We start from the raw sequence: 16,766 nt of genomic DNA on the forward strand, positions 1-16,766 counted from the left end.
GTTATACGGAACATAAAAAGTTCTTAATTTTATAAAAATTTATTATTCGAAATGAGCAGGGATATAAAGGGGATGTACTGAAATATTCATTCTTAATATCTTCATCTGTATTTATTCGATACTTATTACTTCTTGCTTTATCTATGAGACCTGTAACCCCATCGCTATTGTATCTATTAAACCAATTATAAAGCGCATGAATAGGGATTTTAGTTGACTCACTAATTTCTTTCACTGATTCTAATCTTTTAAAATAAGGTTCAATTTTATAATATCTATCAATAGCTTTTTTACATACCTCTTCACTAAAATTAGATAAATTCTTACTCATTTCAGTATCTTCATAAATTAATTTTTATACTTAAAAGTTAATAATGCGATAAATGAGTAAAATAACAAATAAATTTCTTACATACATCGATTTACCATATTAATGTTTCTTTTACTTGTCTGCATAAAAGTGAACACAAAATGAACTATTTCTAGAAAATGTGTAAAATATTTCTTTTTGTGTTATTATTTATTTTAAAAGGAGGAAATTTTATAAAAAATAATCTTTATTTTAATACAGGTGAATTATCTATAGTAATTAAAGAATTAAAATGTAAAATGATAAAAGAAATAAAAAATGAATTTTATTACGGACGATCAAGAAAAGGATCAAGAAAAAAGTTTAATGTACAATTATCTCATTTACGAGAACAGATAGCCGATTTAATTGGTGCTTATAGTGAGGAAATAACCATTACTGATAATACTACGTTTGGCCTTAATATAGTTCTTAATGGTATGAAATTTAATACTGGAGATGAAATAATAACAACTTCTATGGAACATCTTGCAAGTATATCTCCTTTAATAAATTTGAAAAACAAAAAAAGCGTAGTAATCAAAGAGTATAAAGTAAAGCAAAGATTTAATATCAAGGAACTAGAAGACCTAATTACCTGTAAAACTAAAATGATAGTTATATCTCACATATTTTGGAAGACAGGAGAAGTAGTACCTATTAAAGAAGTTATAGATATTGCACATAGTAGAGGGATAAAAGTACTAGTAGATGGTGCTCAAGCTGCAGGATCATATCCTGTAAATCTACATAATATTAATGCAGATTTTTATTGTTTTCCTGCTCATAAATGGCTTTATGGGCCTGAAGGATTAGGTTTTTTATTTGTTCGGAAAAATATCCAAAAAGATTTAGATATTATATTTTCTGGAATTTCAACCTTTGAACACTTTAATGATTATAACGATTATAGCATTCAAGACAATGGACAAAGATGGGAATTAGGAACTATGTTTAGACCTAGTGTTTATGGTATGAACGATGTTTTAAAATATTTAACTGGTTCGAGAAAAATTGAAAGCGTTTACATTAAAACACAAAGTTTAAATAATTATATGAAATGTTTAGTTTCCGATATTGCTAATATAAGTATTGTTACAGACAACAATTATAATATTTGTACTTTAACTTTCCCAGAAAACATTAACTGTAAGGCATTGAAAGAGCATTTAGAGTTTTTTTCTATTTTCACTAAAGATATCGTAGATATTAATGCCATAAGGGTATCTTTAAGTTTTATAAATAATGAAGAGGACATTCAATTTTTACTAAAAAAAATTAAAGAATATATGGAGGAATGAATAATGGAAAGAGAAAAAGTTGCTATTTTATTTACTGGTGGAAGAGATTCTTCTTTAGTTGCTTGTTTGGAATCCCTACAAGATAAAGAAGTACATTTAATAACTTGTAATAGTGGTATTGGCATAAAAAGTGAACTTTCAGAAATGAGGGTTAAAGAATTGATTGAAAGATTTCCAAATAATATTGTAGGGAGAACAATTTTACCTACATATGGACTGTTTAGAAGTATTGCAATAAAAAATTTAGAAGCCGATTTCAAAAGATGGGGTATAAATCTAGTGCTTTTAGGCGATAAATTAGCTATACATGCAGCTGCGACAGTATATTGTTTAGAACACGGTATTAAAAAAATAGTTGATGGTTGTGTAGGTTATCAAGAAGATTTAGCTGAGCAAAAGAATGTTGCAATAGAATTATTTAGAGAATTTGAAGCTAAATATGGTATTGATTACGAGTGTCCTATTTATAACTTTGGAGATCAAGACGATGTTAAATATGCTCTTATGACATTTGGATTATCTTCTAAATCTTTAGAAGGTGTTTCTATATTTGGTGATGCTTTCAGTGAACCAACGGAAGAAGTAGTAGGAGAGTACATTAAAGATAAATTAGACATATGTGAAGAACACGTGAATTTTATGACAAAAACAAAAGATTTAATGCAAAATTACCAATATTAAGGAGTCTTTTTTATGATTAAAAAAGTTGCTGCTGTCATTATAAAAAATGATTGTATTTTATCCGTTAGTAAAAAGAAAGCACCCAATTTTTATATGTTACCTGGCGGTAAATATGAAGGGACAGAAAATGACATTGAAGCGTTATCAAGGGAATTGAGAGAAGAGCTAAATGTAACTGTTTCAAAAATGGGATTTTTTGGTGATTATGAAGATATTTCTATGTTAGAAAATGAAAAGTTATTTTTAAGAACATATATCACTGAAATAAACGGCGAACCACATCCAGATAATGAGATTCATAATGTGAAATGGATACCTATTCATGCAAACTGTAACACTGAAATAGGTAGTGGCATTGCTAAATTTGTAATTCCAAAATTAAGAGGCGAGTTTTAATGTCTAAAAAACCTTCTGTTATCGGTGGAATAGCTGCTTTGTTCGTTGGAATTACATTTGGTTTTAATTCTAATATAGTCAAAATGGCTAATGTAAATGGTGTAGAAACTATCAATATAATACTATATCAATTAGTAATAGGTTTAGTATATTTTATAATCCGATATTTAGTTTCTAATCCAACTTATAAAAGTTTTACACCTAATATTTTAAAAAATCCATTTAACTATATTGCTGGTATTACTACAGCGCTAACAGGTATTTGCTATTATTCATCGATCAAATTAACTAATCCAAGCATAGCATCACTAGGTTTATTCCAATTTCCATGGATATTATTTTTGTTAGGTGTGATCTTTAACAAAGAAAGATTTAATTATAAACACATTCTTTCTATTATAATGCTTTGGATTGGCTCGTTTATTTTAATTGGTGCTAATATGACACAAATAAGTTTCCTAGGGTGCTTATGGGGCTTGTTTGCTGGAGTATCATTTGCAACAAATATGTTTACTTTACCTAAAACAACCAATCATGGATTTATAAAGGTATATATATTTGCAATAGCAGTAATTACAGCTTTATTTTGTAGTATTTTTTATATTCAGGAGTTCTCTCTTTTAAAAACCAACGTCATTTTTTATGGGACTACAATAGCTATATTAGGTCAGATTATAACATTTGAATTACTTATGTTTTCAACAAAAAGAGTCAGTTCAATTAGTATGGCAACTTTAACTACTATAGAGTTACCTGTAGCTATGATAATTTCATGGATTCTCTGGGGACCACTTCCAAATTTCATGAAAATTTTAGGCCTTATCATTACTCTAGTATCAATCATTTGGTTAGTATATGAAGAATATTCAATTAATAAAAAGGATGGATGATATTGCAAAAGACCAATCTAATTCCAATTTTTGATAGAAACTTCAAAAATATCTTAATGTGTAGAAGAATTAATCCACCTTTTAAAAATATGTATAATTTGATAGGCAGAAAGGTTGAAGAAAGTGAAAGTATTAAGTCTAGTGTATATAGGGAAATGTTAGAAGAGACATCCCTAACATGCGATGATGTGATATTGCATCCAATAATGGATATAACATATTATCAAGACAAACAGCAGATATATGTTTATTCTGGTATACTAAACAAAAAATATATATCACCTGCAAATTATGAACAACCACTTTATTGGATAGACCTTCAAAGCAACTTTAATGATCTCGATATTTTTGCAGGCAATGGTAATTTATACCATATTTTAAAACAATCTTCATACATTTTAAAAGGCGTGTGAGTAATGGCTAGAAAAGTGAAATTGGTTATTTTTGATTTAGATAATACGCTATTTTCTTTTAATAATTTATGGATAAAAGCTAATAAAGATACTTTTGAAGAATATACGTTATTTAAAGACATAGAGTATAGTGACTTTATGAAATTATATAAGAAATATGATTTATATTTTTGGAAACAGCATGATGAAGGGATTATTACCTTAGATGAATTGCGAGAGTTAAGATTAATTAAAACTTTAAAACATTTTGATATAGATATTTCTCATGCAGAAGCTAATAAGTATTTTCAATCCTTTTTTACTAAATTGCTGTCTAGTATAACTGTTAATAGAAAAATAAATGATTTGCTTTTGTCCTTGAAAGAAAATGTAAACATCGCCATCCTTACCAATGGTAAGCTTAAAGAACAGAACACTAAAATTGATAACCTCGATATTAGATCAATATTCGAAAAGAATATTTTTATATCTCAGAATATAGGTTATGAAAAGCCGGACCCTAAAGCATTTTTAAATGTCACGTCTAATCTAAACGTCAATCCTGAAGAGTGCTTGTTTATAGGAGATTCTTTTAAAAATGACATCTTGGGAGCATTAGATGTTAATATGGCTGCCATTTGGTTAACTAATTCTGATAAAGATACAGAATTATATAAAAAGAATGGTCTTTGTGGTTGCGAAGATAATATAGAAGTTCTACTAAAAAAGCTCCTTAATGATGAATATAAAGATTTTACAATTAATAACTAGTATCATATAAAAAAGGAGTGTACTGAAAATAACCATTTTCTATACACTCTCTTTCTATATCGAAATAAGTAAGAATTATATATATTTGTGTGTTCAAAAACTCAACAAAAAATCTATGTTCCCAAAAAAACTTGTGAGTGGTTCAAAAAGTAAAAGACCTAGTTTAGATAAAGCAATTGAATTTGCGAGATCAAGAGATACTATTATTTTTTGGAGATTAGATAGACTAGGATGTAATATGGAGGATTAAACACATTAGTTAATGAACTTAACGAGAGAATCATTATAAAATGAATTGTAAAAAGTAATACTCTGTGCTATAATTCTGGATTGTGAGTAATGAAAATTATTCCTTGCTTATCACATAAATGTTGATAAGCCGCATAGACCATAAGGAGGTGCAAATAAACTATGAGAACATATGAAATTATGTATATCGTACGTCCTAACATTGAAGAAGATGCTAAAAAAGCTGTAGTTGAGCGTTTTAACGGTATCTTAGCTTCAGAAGGATCAGAAGTTTTAGAAGAAAAAGACTGGGGTAAACGTCGCCTAGCTTATGAAATCAATGATTTCAAAGAAGGTTTCTATAACATCGTACGTATTAAAACAGATAACAATAAAGCTACAGACGAATTCCAACGTCTAGCTAAAATCAATGACGATATCATCCGTTACATCGTTATCCGCGAAGACCAAGATAAGTAATAATTGGACGGGGGCGTTTAAATGTTAAATAGAGTTGTATTAGTAGGTCGTTTAACGAAAGATCCAGAATACAGAACCACTCCCTCAGGCGTAAGTGTAGCGACATTTACTCTAGCAGTTAATCGTACTTTCACGAATGCTCAAGGGGAACGCGAAGCTGATTTCATTAACTGTGTTGTCTTTAGAAGACAAGCTGAAAATGTTAATAACTACTTATCTAAAGGTAGTTTAGCTGGCGTTGATGGTCGCATACAGTCGCGTAGTTATGAAAATCAAGAAGGTCGTCGTATTTTTGTTACTGAAGTTGTGTGTGATAGTGTTCAATTCCTTGAACCTAAGAATTCACAACAAGGTGGCCAACGTTCACAAAACAACGATTTCCAAGACTATGGTCAAGGATTCGGTGGTCAACAATCAGGACAAAATACGTCTTACAATAACAATAATTCATCAAACTCTAATCAATCAGACAACCCATTTGCAAATGCTAATGGCCCAATCGATATTAGTGATGATGATTTACCATTCTAAAATGAACGTATAAAAACGAAAAATAAGTCAAAGGAGGCAGTTAACCATGGCAGGTGGACCAAGAAGAGGCGGACGTCGTCGTAAAAAAGTTTGCTATTTCACAGCAAATGGTATTACACACATCGACTATAAAGACACTGAATTATTAAAACGTTTTATCTCTGAACGCGGTAAAATCTTACCACGTCGTGTAACAGGCACTTCAGCTAAATATCAACGTATGTTGACTACAGCTATTAAACGTGCTCGTCATATGGCTTTATTACCATATGTAAAAGAAGAACAATAATATATAGTTTATTGTTAAACCCCGTAGGCATAGGCTTACGGGGTTATTTTTGTGCTTTAAATTTTAGAAAAAGGGCAGTTAAAGGGCATAATTTAAGAGTTTTTGAAATTTTGAGCATAAAAAAGAGGCAACCGTCACAATAGTTAACCTCAAGTACACTTCGCAGGTGTGCACCACTATTTAGTAATAAGTATATCTTTTCATTAAATATATAACAAGATTAGTAATTTATATTAGTATAGGCAATTTTTTAATTTTTTATATCAATTTACTTTGTTTATGATAAGTTAAGTATTGACGGTATTAAATAAACAAAGGAGTCTTAAGATGGAATATAATTTAAAGGAAGTTCTTAAAAATTTATTTATCAATTTAGTGGTCACGTTTGTTGTGGCTTTTGTCTTTGATTATTTTAATATAAATAATGATAGACATGGATGGTTTTTTAATATAATAAGTAAAATTGATTTTATACATATTTTTGATAACAAAACTGCTAACGCTATAGTAATTGTGGGGTTGGTTATAACGATTATTGAACTTATTTATGATGTATTCTTCGATGATGAATAGAGAAATAAAATAATGATTTGATTATGGAGAGCAGGAGTAAGAATTTAAATTTTCCTCCTAAGTAAATACCTGCCTGCACCAAATGAAGTAAAATATTATAGTATAATATAATTATTAATTTTTATGGGTGAGTGTATTGAAAAGAATTCTTGCTACTATCTTAATATTATGTCTGTTTGGTGTTTCTTGCGATAAGAGTAAAGCTCAAAAAGATGAGGTTAAAAGTGAAAATAAATTAGTACATAAGATGTTAAATAATAATATTGTGCAATTTAAGAATAATAAATTGGTTCTCGATAAACAGATAATTAAAATCAAAAGAATTTTCATACTAAGGGATCCTCGTAATAATGTTACTGATTTAGCTATTCAATATAAAGTGAAGAGTAAATCTGATAAATACAGTGTAACTGTAAAAAACTCTTGGGAGAAAGGTTTTAGAGTTTTACAAAACGATAAACCCTTAGAGATGAGAAAGAATACAAAGCATTTGTATCATTATAGAAAATGGCTTACTAAGAATGATGAAAAAATAGAAAAAGGTGAGACGCGTAAAGGAATGGTAATTTATCACCTTAATAATGCCCAAAAGGTTGTTTTGCAAGCAAAACAAGGTTATGAAGGTAAGATATTAGCTGAACATGATTACCCTATTTCAGAACTTAAAACAGTTGATTTAAATCAACTTTCGAATCGATAAACTTACACTACTGAAAGATATCGCTATGAAGGTTATTAAAGGCAATTGTTTGTGTTTTAATAAGTTTTGTAGAGGTGATTGAAATGAACAATATTGAAATGACTAAAAATCAAAAATTACTTGCGGCTTTAAGTTATTTTAGTATCTTATTCGCGCCGTTGCTATTTCCATTTTGCGTATGGATATTCGCTGATAAACCAATCTCAAAATATGGTAAAAATTCATTAATTAATCATATTACATGGACTATATTTGTTTGGATAATGAAAAGTGCTTTTAATAATGCTAAATACGCACATAATGGTGCTCATGCGCATCCTGATGCAGTTTTCATTATTAGTTTAATTGTTGGAATTATCTTTGGTATTTTAGCTTTAATCTGTTTGATTATAAGCATTGTTACTGGGGTTAAAATATTAAATCAAGGAAAGAAATGATAAAAAAGCTAAGGTAATACGTTTATTATACTGAAACGCACTATCTTAGCTTTTCTTTTTATATCGCGTGCTACATTCTAATATCCACATCATCTAAATGCTTTTGATACTCTTTAACTTTACTTTCAAGAAACATTTGATACGGAGCGTTGAAGAAATCAGCTAAATGCAATGCATCTTTAAATTTAGGTTCGTGGTAGTGATTTTCCCATTCCCAAATTTGATGAGCTTCGTAGTGCGTTCCGTATTTCTCATTTAACTGTTGGGCTAATTCCTCAATTTCTAAATGGCGTTTAGTTCTTAAATTATATAGAATATGTAAATTCATATGAAACAACTCCAATTCTTGCTGATATCATCATGGTGTATTTTTATTCTATAATTATAAAAATGAGCTTTCAATGTGATATTAAATCTAAATGTGTCGTTATATTTAATTTTTGTGGTAATAAATTAATAATATAAAAAATTAGGGGGTGCTAGAATGAAAATATTTGATTCACATTTTCATATTATTAATTTTGATTATCCTGTAAAAGAAAATAAAGGTTATATGCCTCCAGAATTTAAAGAAGAAGATTATGAAATATGGCAAAAAGATCTAGGAATCGATGGTGGTGTAATTGTCTCTGGCTCATTCCAAGGATTCGATCAAGATTATTTAATACATGCACTTAAAAGTTTAAAAGGACTCTTTGTAGCTACAACTCAACTACCTGTAGAAACGTCTGATGAAAAAATCATAAAATTAAACGAATTAGGAGTACGAGGAGTAAGGTTTAATGTAAAAAGAGGAGGTTCGGAAGATTTAAGACATCTTAAATCTTTTGCACAGCGTGTCTATGATTTAGTGGGATGGCATACTGAGCTCTATATTGAATCAAAAAAATTGGGTGAAATTAAAGATATTATTTTAGAATTGCCTCAAGTTTCAATAGACCATCTCGGGCTTACTAAAGAAGGCTTTGAAGATTTAAAAGATTTAGTTCGTAATGGGGTTTATGTAAAAGCGACAGGTTTCGGTCGAATAGAGGTTGATCCTTTACAAACTCTTAAAGCACTGATGGAAATTAATTCTAATGCGATTATGTTTGGCACAGACTTACCATCTACTCGAGCAAAACGTCCATTTGAGAAGTCAGACATTGAACTGATTGAGAAAAACTTCTCTAAAGAAGAACAAGAAAAGATCTTTTACAAAAATGCGATGCATTTTTATAGGATTACAAAGTAGTAATCATTGATTTTTTTCTTTTTTATATTCAATTTTTCTAATTATTAGAGAAGCAATAGTACAAACTATAATTAAGATAATTAACGTAGTCATAATATAGATTTGTTTACTTTTAATGTTAAATCCTATTTCAAAATTACCTTCCAGATGGCCATAAATGAAAAAATTAAATGTAATGATTAATAAAATTGTAATGACTGATAAAAAACCTATAATTTGGAAAAATTTATTTAAAAATTTGAGTATGTTCAATTTACTATTCAAATGACGTAAACCTCCTAAAATAAGAGTTTTATGAGCGCTAAGCAAATATTACTCAAATATTTTAACATACAAATTATTGTTGTCATGAAGGCAATTTTACAATGTTACTATTAAAATATACTTAGTATTTTTACGATGCATAAATACTTTAAAAGTAAGTGTTTTTTTCTATTGAAAGTAGATAATAAATGTTTCTTTTTTAAATTAAAATAAATTTTTTTCGTAAATTTGTTTAATAAATCTGTCGAAGGGTATCAATTACTATTGGATAAATAATTATTAAGTAAAGGAGACAATCATTATGTTTGGATTAATAGGTATGATCATTGTCGGTGGTATCATTGGTTGGATTGCCGGCTTAATCATGGGTAAAGATATCCCAGGCGGAATCTTAGGTAATATTATCGCAGGTATCGTAGGTTCATGGGTAGGTACTGCAATTCTTGGACATTGGGGTCCACAATTAGGTAAAATTCACATCTTCCCAGCGTTACTTGGTTCAATTATTTTAATCTTTTTAATTTCATTAGTTTTACGTTTATTCAAAAAGAAATAAACAATAAAGATAAGTTACATGAGATGACCTCATTAAGGGGTCATCTTTTTTATTGCTAAAATTTATATATCTTGCATACCTAACATCATTACCAATTATTCGAATGACAGGATGTGTCCTAGGGTAAAATATACTATAAGATCAAATAAGGAGGTTGCTCAAATGTCTGAACAAATCACTTTAGTATTAGGTGGCGGTGGCCAATATGGTATTGCCTGGGAAATTGGTTTACTAAAAGGATTAGCTGATCATGGAATTGAGCTAAGACTTTCTGAACAAATTATTGGAACTTCAGCGGGTTCACAAGTTGGTGCCGTAATCGCATCAAATAAAACTTGGGAAGAGATTTGGAATGAACAAATTGATGAAGAAATTAATGAAGTTAATCCTAACCCTAATATGGGAGAAGTATTCGATGAATATGAACGTATAACTAAAGAAGCTACTAATGGAGATGACTGGGTTGAGAAATTGTGTGAATTTGCGAAAACATACCAAGTAGCTGTAACAGAAGATGAACATATTAAAAGAATAAAAGAACGTATAGGTGATATCCAATGGGGAGATAACTTAATAATTACTGGTACTGATATTGAAACTGTACGTAGAAAGACTTGGAAGCAAGAAGATAATATAAATATCCATCAAGCTTTAAGTGCAAGTTCTTCACTTCCAGGAGTATGGCCTCCTACTACGATTGACGGTAAACAATATTCAGATGGCGGATCCTATTCAATGGAAAATGCAGATTTAGCTACTGAGACTGAGAAAGTAATTATTCTTTCACCTAATGTCCAAGTAGATACGCCTATAAGTTTGAAGCAGCAAGTTGATCAATTAATACAAGAAGGCAAACAAGTATTATCATTAATACCGAATGCTAGTGTAGTAGCTAAGTTTAATGAAATGGGTAATAATCCAGTTGACCCAAGTATTAGAAAAGTAATTGCAGCAGCATCCAGAGAACAAGGACTTGCAGATTCAAATAAAGTGAAAGAGTTTCTAAAAAATTTATAATAATGATTTATTAGATTTTAGACAAAAAAAGAGGATGGCGCTGGGTTACGCCATCCAGGAGTATTATGTTCATGAATATAAAAGACTTTGTAGTTACTACTAACTACACTCTAATAGTATCATGATTCACATTTATCTGACAATAATAATTTTTTAAATTCTTTTAAAACTATAAATCAAATTCGCAAAATAGCAATTTGAGATAAGATATTGAAAATGGAGTTTTTTCTAAAATTTCACAATTATAGAACTTCAGGGATGTCTTAGGGAGGTCTTACATTATGATTTTTTGTATGTAATAATTGTTAATGTAAAAAAACGACATCAAGGAGGGTACGCGTATGGAAGGACTATTTTCATTCATTATTATTACGTTACTGATTATCATTGTTCCAGGTCCTGATTTTTTAATTGTGATGAAAAATACAATTAATTCTAGTAAAATGAATGGGATTGTAGCAGCATTAGGAATTACTACAGGACATATTCTTTATTCTTCTTTAGCAATTTTCGGCATTATATACATATTGACTAGTTTATATTACGTCTTTTTAATTATTAAAATATTAGGTGCTTGTTATCTTATTTATTTAGGAATTCAAAGTATTAGAAGCGCGCATAGTACAATGAATTTTAGTAAGGAAGCGTTGGCAGATGTAAGAAATGTAAGTTATTTAACATCTTATCGACAAGGTTTTCTTAGTACAAGTTTAAATCCTAAAGCATTATTATTTTACGTGAGTATTTTACCTCAATTTCTCTCAAATGGAGGTATTCAAGTAAAATCAGAAGTAGCTGTTTTATCTTTATCAGTAGTACTTGTTACATGTTTATGGTTTTTATTCTGTGTGTTTATTTTCCAATATATTAAACTATTATTTAGTAAACCTAAGTTCAAAGTGGTTTTTGACTATGTAGTTGGAATCGTATTAATTGGTTTATCAATTAATTTACTACTAAGTAAAAGTAGTTAATCGTACAATTTTAAGGAGTATTATAATATGAATATCTATCTTGTAAGACATGGTGAATCTCAGTCCAATTATGATAATAAACATGGTAAACCATATTTTTGTGGCCAATTAGACGTTCCTTTAACTGAAAAAGGTATGCAAAGTGCGCAAGATTTAGTTACTTATTTTACTAATAAGAAGATTGGACATGTTTATGTCTCTGATTTGTTGAGAACACAACAAACATATGAGGGTATCTTTCCATATAATATACCTACAACGTTCACTAAATCGCTGAGAGAACGTTCATTAGGTGTATTTGAAGGGAAAAATAAACAAGAGGTTAGTGAAGATGTAGAATACGAAAGATACTTCAATGACCCAGAGTTTAAAGACTTTCGACATAGCTTTAGTCAAAAAGCACCTGAGGGTGAAAGCTATCAAGATGTTTATGAACGTATTGAGCACTTCTTTAATGAGGAGTTAAATCATGACGATGAAAATATAGTTATAATTGCTCATCAGGTAGTTATAAGATGTATATTAGTTTATTTAGGAGAACTCAATAAAGAAGATGCTTTAGATGCCGAGATTAAGAACTGTTATCCATATTTAGTTCATAAATAAAAATAGTGAATGGATATGAGTAGGCTAAATCCTCTTATATCCATTCACTATTTTTTTAGGAAATAAGACTGATGGGTGTCTTAATAATCAATATTTAAAGTTTATAATTATGCATAAGACTGTGTCTTTTTGTAGCCCACAGAAAGTGTGATAATAGTACTTACTAGTATCAAAATAACTGTTAAACCACTCATTAAACCGTCTTGTATATATCCTGTTGAAAAAGTAACTACGGCAAAGATGAACCAAAGCAATAATGCAAAAATTTGTATTATAGCCGATACAATTCTACATACTAAATTATTGAAGAATCCTAATATTAAAGCTGGTAAAGCACTCACTAATAGAGTAACGATAGCAGTGAATATTTGCCAAGGGTCGTCATAACTAATAGTATGTGGACTGCTCGGATACTTAGCGATTGTTAAAATCGCGCCAATTGATCCTAGTATCGCTAGAATTATAAAACTTACACGTAGTTTCATCGAGTCACTCCTAATAAAATTTGTAAAATTTTTAGTTTCTATATAATAAATACATTAGACACTATTAGTGTGAAGTAAATTGTTAGCGCTGTCAAAGGTTAAAAAAACAATACCTCTATTTGATGTTAAATCTCATCAAATAGAGGTATTTTTAATTGATTACTTATTAAATACTTCAGTGTTAATTCCTTTTTTATCGAGGAATTTAGTGATTTTATCTTGTTGTTTTTTATTGACGTCACCTGCATATTTAGTAGGTACGTCAACGACATTGATTGAATTTTGAGGTTGGTAATTTAATTCTTCAATATCTTCATCAACATTTGCAATTGTACTATTTAAAGCGTTGAAATAGTTGATAATACGTTGTGTTGGATCTTTATATTCTTGTGGAATGTGATTGTTTTTAACAAATTTTTTGAAACGTAAATCATTTTTAACAGCTAAATTAGATAATTCGCTTAATTTGTTTGCCTGAGATTTAGTGATTTTAGGGCTACTATCACTTTGTTTATCTAACTTATGTTGCATTACGTATTTATTATCAAGAATATCGCTATTAGCTTGTAAATATGTTTTAAGAGCACTTTTCATTTCAGACTCACTTATTTTTTGTCCCTTTTTATTAGAGGAGAAAATGTCTTTTTCTTTCATATTTTTAGCTTTTTTAGGTGCATGAGTACTACTATGACTATTTTGGTCATTATCATCCTCACTTTGATTTGAACAAGCTGAAAGTACCAAGGCGAGCACAATTAGTAAACTTAAAATTACTCTTTTTTTCATAATATGATGGAACTCCTTTAACATCTCTATAATTAAGTATTATTTTTAGTTATTACACACATTATAGAGTATCATTTATGAAAAAATATTTGAATGTTTAAGAACTACAATTCATAGTGATGTATGACTATTTTGTGTCGTGTATAAAATCATTTTCACTATTCTGATCCAATGATATAAAACTACATCGTTACAATATTAATTGAATATAAAAAAACTGCCGACAAAGTCTGATACTTTGCCAACAGTTTGAAGCAAAAGAGCCTTAACAATTAAGGCTCTTTTAGTGTGAAGATATTATGATAGGTAAATAATTATCATTTAGTTTCTGATAATATAGTCGAATGCATTTAACGCAGCGTTAGCGCCAGCACCCATTGAAATTATAATTTGTTTATTCTTCTGATCTGTCACGTCACCTGCTGCGAATACACCAGGAACGTTTGTCGCGTTATCACGATCGATGACTACTTCGCCACGTCCGTTTAGTTCAATAGCATCTTGTAGCCATGCAGTGTTAGGAACTAAACCGATTTGAACGAAAATACCATCAAGATTTACTACTTGAGTTTCACCGCTATTTAAATCTTCATAACTAATACCGGTAACATGGTCTTCACCAAGAACTTCAGTAGTTCTAGCGTTCGTTTTAATATCAACATTTGATAAAGAACGTAAACGATCTTGTAAGACATTATCTGCTTTTAATTCAGATGAATATTCAAATACAGTAACATGCTTAACAATTCCTGCTAAATCGATAGCTGCTTCAACGCCAGAGTTACCGCCACCGATAACAGCGACATCTTTATTTTCAAATAGAGGGCCGTCACAGTGAGGGCAGAATGCTACACCTTTATTAATAAGGCGATCTTCACCAGGAATATTAAGTTTTCGCCAACTTGCACCTGTAGAAATAATCACAGTTTTACTTTCTAGTACAGCATCATTTTCTAAAGTAACTTTAATTGCTGAATCAGTTTTCTCGATATTAGTAGCACGGATACCTGTCATCGTATCAATGTCATATTGTGAGATATGATCTTCAAGGTTAGAAGAAAACTCAGAACCTGTTGTTTCTTTAACAGTAATAAAGTTTTCAATTCCAGCAGTATCATTAACTTGACCACCAATACGGTCAGCAACAATACCTGTACGTAGTCCTTTACGTGCAGTATAGATAGCAGCACTACCACTTGCAGGGCCACCACCTACGATTAGAACATCATAAGGGTCTTTATCATTAAATTCAGAAGCATCTTGAGTGCTTCCCAATTTAGTTAAAATATCTTGAATAGTCATACGGCCATTACCGAACTCTTGACCATCTAAGAAGACAGCTGGTACAGCCATGATGTCTTCAGACTCCTCACGGAAAACTGCGCCATCAATCATAGTATGCGTAATGTTAGGATTAATAACACTCATCAAATTCAATGCTTGAACAACGTCAGGGCATTTTTGACAAGTTAAACTAACGAAAGTCTCGAAATGAAATGGCCCTTCAAGCCCTTTAATTTGGTCAATCACAGATTGTTTTTCTTTAGGAGCACGGCCACTTACTTGTAATATCGCTAATACAAGTGAGTTAAACTCATGACCTAATGGAATACCTGCGAATGTAACTCCTGTTTCTTCACCTGGGCGGTTTACAGAGAAACTTGGTGTACGTTTTAAATCTTTTTCAGTTACAGTGATGCGCGCTGACATATCAGCAATTTCATCTAGTAACTCTTTAAGTTCTTTAGATTTATCATCTGAGCCAAGGCTAGCGACGAACTCAACGTCGCCCTCCATTAGCTCTAATAATTGTTTTAATTGTTGCTTTAAATCAGCATTAAGCATTTTTTAATGCCTCCTTAGATTTTACCTACTAAGTCTAAACCAGGTTGTAATGATTCAGAACCTTCTTCCCATTTAGCTGGGCAAACTTCGCCTGGATGTTGACGTACATATTGAGCTGCTTTAATTTTGTTAACTAATGTACTAGCGTCACGACCGATACCGTCAGCGTTGATTTCAGCTGCTTGAACTACACCATCAGGATCGATGATGAATGTACCACGTTGAGCTAAACCAACTTCTTCATCTAATACATCGAAGTTACGAGTGATTGTTTGAGATGGGTCACCAATCATTTGATATTGGATTTTGCTGATTGCATCTGAATGATCATGCCAAGCTTTGTGTACAAAGTGAGTATCAGTTGATACTGAGAATACGTTGACACCTAATTCTTGTAATTTATCATATTGGTTTTGTAAATCTTCTAATTCTGTAGGACATACGAAAGAGAAGTCAGCAGGATAGAAGCATACTACACTCCAAGAACCTTTAAAATCTTCTTGAGAAATTTCTTTAAATTCATCATTTTTTGGATCATAAGCTTGCGCTGTGAAAGGTAAGATTTCTTTGTTAATTAAAGACATAGGTAAATACCTCCTGAAATTTTTAAGTATAAATTAGAATTAGTTAACAATAATTGTTTGTTTATAATAATTCTAATCTCTTGATAAGTATTATCACATCTACAATCTAAATAGTCAACTTTAGAAACTTTTTAATTGAGAAAATGAATAACAATAGCCTTTATATAGCGTCATGTTAGAGATGAACAATGCGAACTATAAAGTGATAAGAAGCTTAATTTATCGAATGTAATATTCTTTTTCAACCACTTCTTATACCATAAATAACACATATCATTCTCAACTAAACATGTTTCATTGATAATAGAGTGTAATTTTATTACATCTATACATTAATGATAACATCTGTACCTTCAATTTTCTTTTATGACAGTTTATATAAATAAAATAGAGCTAA

At 30.2% G+C, this 16,766-nt stretch carries 24 protein-coding genes and 1 pseudogene; 18 read left to right on the plus strand and 7 right to left on the minus strand.

What is annotated here, in order from left to right; genetic code table 11:
• Position 1 precedes the first annotated feature (1 nt).
• The gene (locus MHI13_RS22350) at positions 2-331 is read right to left on the minus strand and encodes a helix-turn-helix domain containing protein (RefSeq protein WP_002434606.1); all 330 of its coding nucleotides are present in this window, start codon (positions 329-331) and stop codon (positions 2-4) included.
• Positions 332-510: 179 nt separating this feature from the next.
• Here MHI13_RS22350 and MHI13_RS22355 point away from each other — a divergent pair, with 179 nt between their 5' ends.
• From MHI13_RS22355 to MHI13_RS22415, 13 genes and pseudogenes are all read left to right on the plus strand, one after another.
• Positions 511-1,650 carry an aminotransferase class V-fold PLP-dependent enzyme gene (locus MHI13_RS22355; RefSeq protein ID WP_241497415.1) on the plus strand — a complete coding sequence of 380 codons (1,140 nt, stop codon included), beginning with the start codon at positions 511-513 and terminating at the stop codon, positions 1,648-1,650.
• A gap of 3 nt (positions 1,651-1,653) precedes the next feature.
• Positions 1,654-2,331 (plus strand): hypothetical protein, encoded by a 678-nt coding sequence (locus MHI13_RS22360; RefSeq protein WP_002434477.1) that lies wholly within the window; start codon positions 1,654-1,656, stop codon positions 2,329-2,331.
• Between the two features lie 12 nt (positions 2,332-2,343).
• Positions 2,344-2,727 carry an NUDIX hydrolase gene (locus MHI13_RS22365; protein ID WP_002434156.1) on the plus strand — a complete coding sequence of 128 codons (384 nt, stop codon included), beginning with the start codon at positions 2,344-2,346 and terminating at the stop codon, positions 2,725-2,727.
• Positions 2,727-3,617, plus strand: a complete 891-nt coding sequence (locus MHI13_RS22370) for a DMT family transporter (protein ID WP_002469640.1) — start codon at positions 2,727-2,729, stop codon at positions 3,615-3,617. The genes MHI13_RS22365 and MHI13_RS22370 overlap by 1 nt, the downstream gene beginning before the upstream one ends.
• Positions 3,614-4,030: an NUDIX domain-containing protein gene (locus tag MHI13_RS22375; RefSeq protein WP_232502465.1), complete on the plus strand. Its 417-nt coding sequence runs from the start codon at positions 3,614-3,616 to the stop codon at positions 4,028-4,030. Before MHI13_RS22370 ends, MHI13_RS22375 begins: the two co-directional genes overlap by 4 nt.
• Before the next feature lie 3 nt (positions 4,031-4,033).
• Positions 4,034-4,780: an HAD family hydrolase gene (locus MHI13_RS22380; RefSeq protein WP_002434512.1), complete on the plus strand. Its 747-nt coding sequence runs from the start codon at positions 4,034-4,036 to the stop codon at positions 4,778-4,780.
• A gap of 115 nt (positions 4,781-4,895) precedes the next feature.
• Positions 4,896-5,059 (plus strand): annotated as a pseudogene (locus MHI13_RS22385) (recombinase family protein); the annotation flags it as partial.
• A gap of 132 nt (positions 5,060-5,191) precedes the next feature.
• Positions 5,192-5,488, plus strand: coding sequence for a 30S ribosomal protein S6 (gene rpsF, locus MHI13_RS22390; RefSeq protein ID WP_002434058.1), 297 nt, complete (start codon positions 5,192-5,194; stop codon positions 5,486-5,488).
• 21 nt (positions 5,489-5,509) lie between these two features.
• Complete coding sequence (gene ssb / locus MHI13_RS22395; protein WP_002434425.1) at positions 5,510-6,019, plus strand: single-stranded DNA-binding protein; 510 nt, start codon at positions 5,510-5,512, stop codon at positions 6,017-6,019.
• Between the two features lie 46 nt (positions 6,020-6,065).
• Complete coding sequence (gene rpsR, locus MHI13_RS22400) at positions 6,066-6,308, plus strand: 30S ribosomal protein S18 (protein ID WP_001831354.1); 243 nt, start codon at positions 6,066-6,068, stop codon at positions 6,306-6,308.
• Positions 6,309-6,635: 327 nt separating this feature from the next.
• A complete protein-coding gene (locus MHI13_RS22405) occupies positions 6,636-6,881 on the plus strand; it encodes a hypothetical protein (protein WP_002434479.1) in 246 nt (81 codons plus the stop codon).
• 127 nt (positions 6,882-7,008) lie between these two features.
• Positions 7,009-7,581 (plus strand): DUF5067 domain-containing protein, encoded by a 573-nt coding sequence (locus MHI13_RS22410; protein ID WP_232502466.1) that lies wholly within the window; start codon positions 7,009-7,011, stop codon positions 7,579-7,581.
• An 83-nt stretch (positions 7,582-7,664) separates the two neighbouring features.
• Positions 7,665-8,018, plus strand: coding sequence for a membrane protein (locus tag MHI13_RS22415; RefSeq protein ID WP_002434504.1), 354 nt, complete (start codon positions 7,665-7,667; stop codon positions 8,016-8,018).
• A gap of 70 nt (positions 8,019-8,088) precedes the next feature.
• Here the strand turns inward: MHI13_RS22415 and MHI13_RS22420 are convergent, their stop codons facing one another.
• Positions 8,089-8,346 carry a helix-turn-helix domain-containing protein gene (locus MHI13_RS22420; protein WP_002434565.1) on the minus strand — a complete coding sequence of 86 codons (258 nt, stop codon included), beginning with the start codon at positions 8,344-8,346 and terminating at the stop codon, positions 8,089-8,091.
• Between the two features lie 156 nt (positions 8,347-8,502).
• Here MHI13_RS22420 and MHI13_RS22425 point away from each other — a divergent pair, with 156 nt between their 5' ends.
• Positions 8,503-9,252, plus strand: coding sequence for an amidohydrolase family protein (locus tag MHI13_RS22425; protein WP_002434558.1), 750 nt, complete (start codon positions 8,503-8,505; stop codon positions 9,250-9,252).
• 3 nt (positions 9,253-9,255) lie between these two features.
• On the opposite strand, the gene MHI13_RS22430 is transcribed toward MHI13_RS22425, so the two are convergent.
• Positions 9,256-9,516 (minus strand): hypothetical protein, encoded by a 261-nt coding sequence (locus MHI13_RS22430; RefSeq protein WP_002434577.1) that lies wholly within the window; start codon positions 9,514-9,516, stop codon positions 9,256-9,258.
• Between the two features lie 301 nt (positions 9,517-9,817).
• On the opposite strand from MHI13_RS22430, the gene MHI13_RS22435 reads away from it, so the two are divergent.
• From MHI13_RS22435 to MHI13_RS22450, 4 genes are all read left to right on the plus strand, one after another.
• A complete protein-coding gene (locus MHI13_RS22435; RefSeq protein WP_002434433.1) occupies positions 9,818-10,072 on the plus strand; it encodes a GlsB/YeaQ/YmgE family stress response membrane protein in 255 nt (84 codons plus the stop codon).
• Positions 10,073-10,234: 162 nt separating this feature from the next.
• Positions 10,235-11,089 (plus strand): patatin-like phospholipase family protein, encoded by an 855-nt coding sequence (locus MHI13_RS22440; RefSeq protein ID WP_002434588.1) that lies wholly within the window; start codon positions 10,235-10,237, stop codon positions 11,087-11,089.
• Positions 11,090-11,430: 341 nt separating this feature from the next.
• Entirely contained in the window at positions 11,431-12,063 is a 633-nt protein-coding gene (locus MHI13_RS22445) for a LysE family translocator (RefSeq protein ID WP_002434620.1), read from the plus strand.
• A gap of 27 nt (positions 12,064-12,090) precedes the next feature.
• On the plus strand, positions 12,091-12,669 hold the full coding sequence (locus MHI13_RS22450; protein ID WP_002434466.1) for a histidine phosphatase family protein: 579 nt from the start codon (positions 12,091-12,093) through the stop codon (positions 12,667-12,669).
• A 107-nt stretch (positions 12,670-12,776) separates the two neighbouring features.
• Here the strand turns inward: MHI13_RS22450 and MHI13_RS22455 are convergent, their stop codons facing one another.
• The 4 genes from MHI13_RS22455 to ahpC form a co-directional block, all read right to left on the minus strand.
• Positions 12,777-13,154, minus strand: a complete 378-nt coding sequence (locus MHI13_RS22455; protein ID WP_064210510.1) for a hypothetical protein — start codon at positions 13,152-13,154, stop codon at positions 12,777-12,779.
• 159 nt (positions 13,155-13,313) lie between these two features.
• Positions 13,314-13,940 carry an NDxxF motif lipoprotein gene (locus MHI13_RS22460; RefSeq protein ID WP_002434599.1) on the minus strand — a complete coding sequence of 209 codons (627 nt, stop codon included), beginning with the start codon at positions 13,938-13,940 and terminating at the stop codon, positions 13,314-13,316.
• Between the two features lie 321 nt (positions 13,941-14,261).
• On the minus strand, positions 14,262-15,785 hold the full coding sequence (gene ahpF / locus MHI13_RS22465) for an alkyl hydroperoxide reductase subunit F (protein WP_058121724.1): 1,524 nt from the start codon (positions 15,783-15,785) through the stop codon (positions 14,262-14,264).
• 14 nt (positions 15,786-15,799) lie between these two features.
• The gene (ahpC, locus tag MHI13_RS22470) at positions 15,800-16,369 is read right to left on the minus strand and encodes an alkyl hydroperoxide reductase subunit C (protein WP_002434612.1); all 570 of its coding nucleotides are present in this window, start codon (positions 16,367-16,369) and stop codon (positions 15,800-15,802) included.
• Positions 16,370-16,766: the final 397 nt, after the last annotated feature.

The sequence above is a fragment of the Staphylococcus sp. FSL K6-0223 genome, from assembly GCF_038008285.1.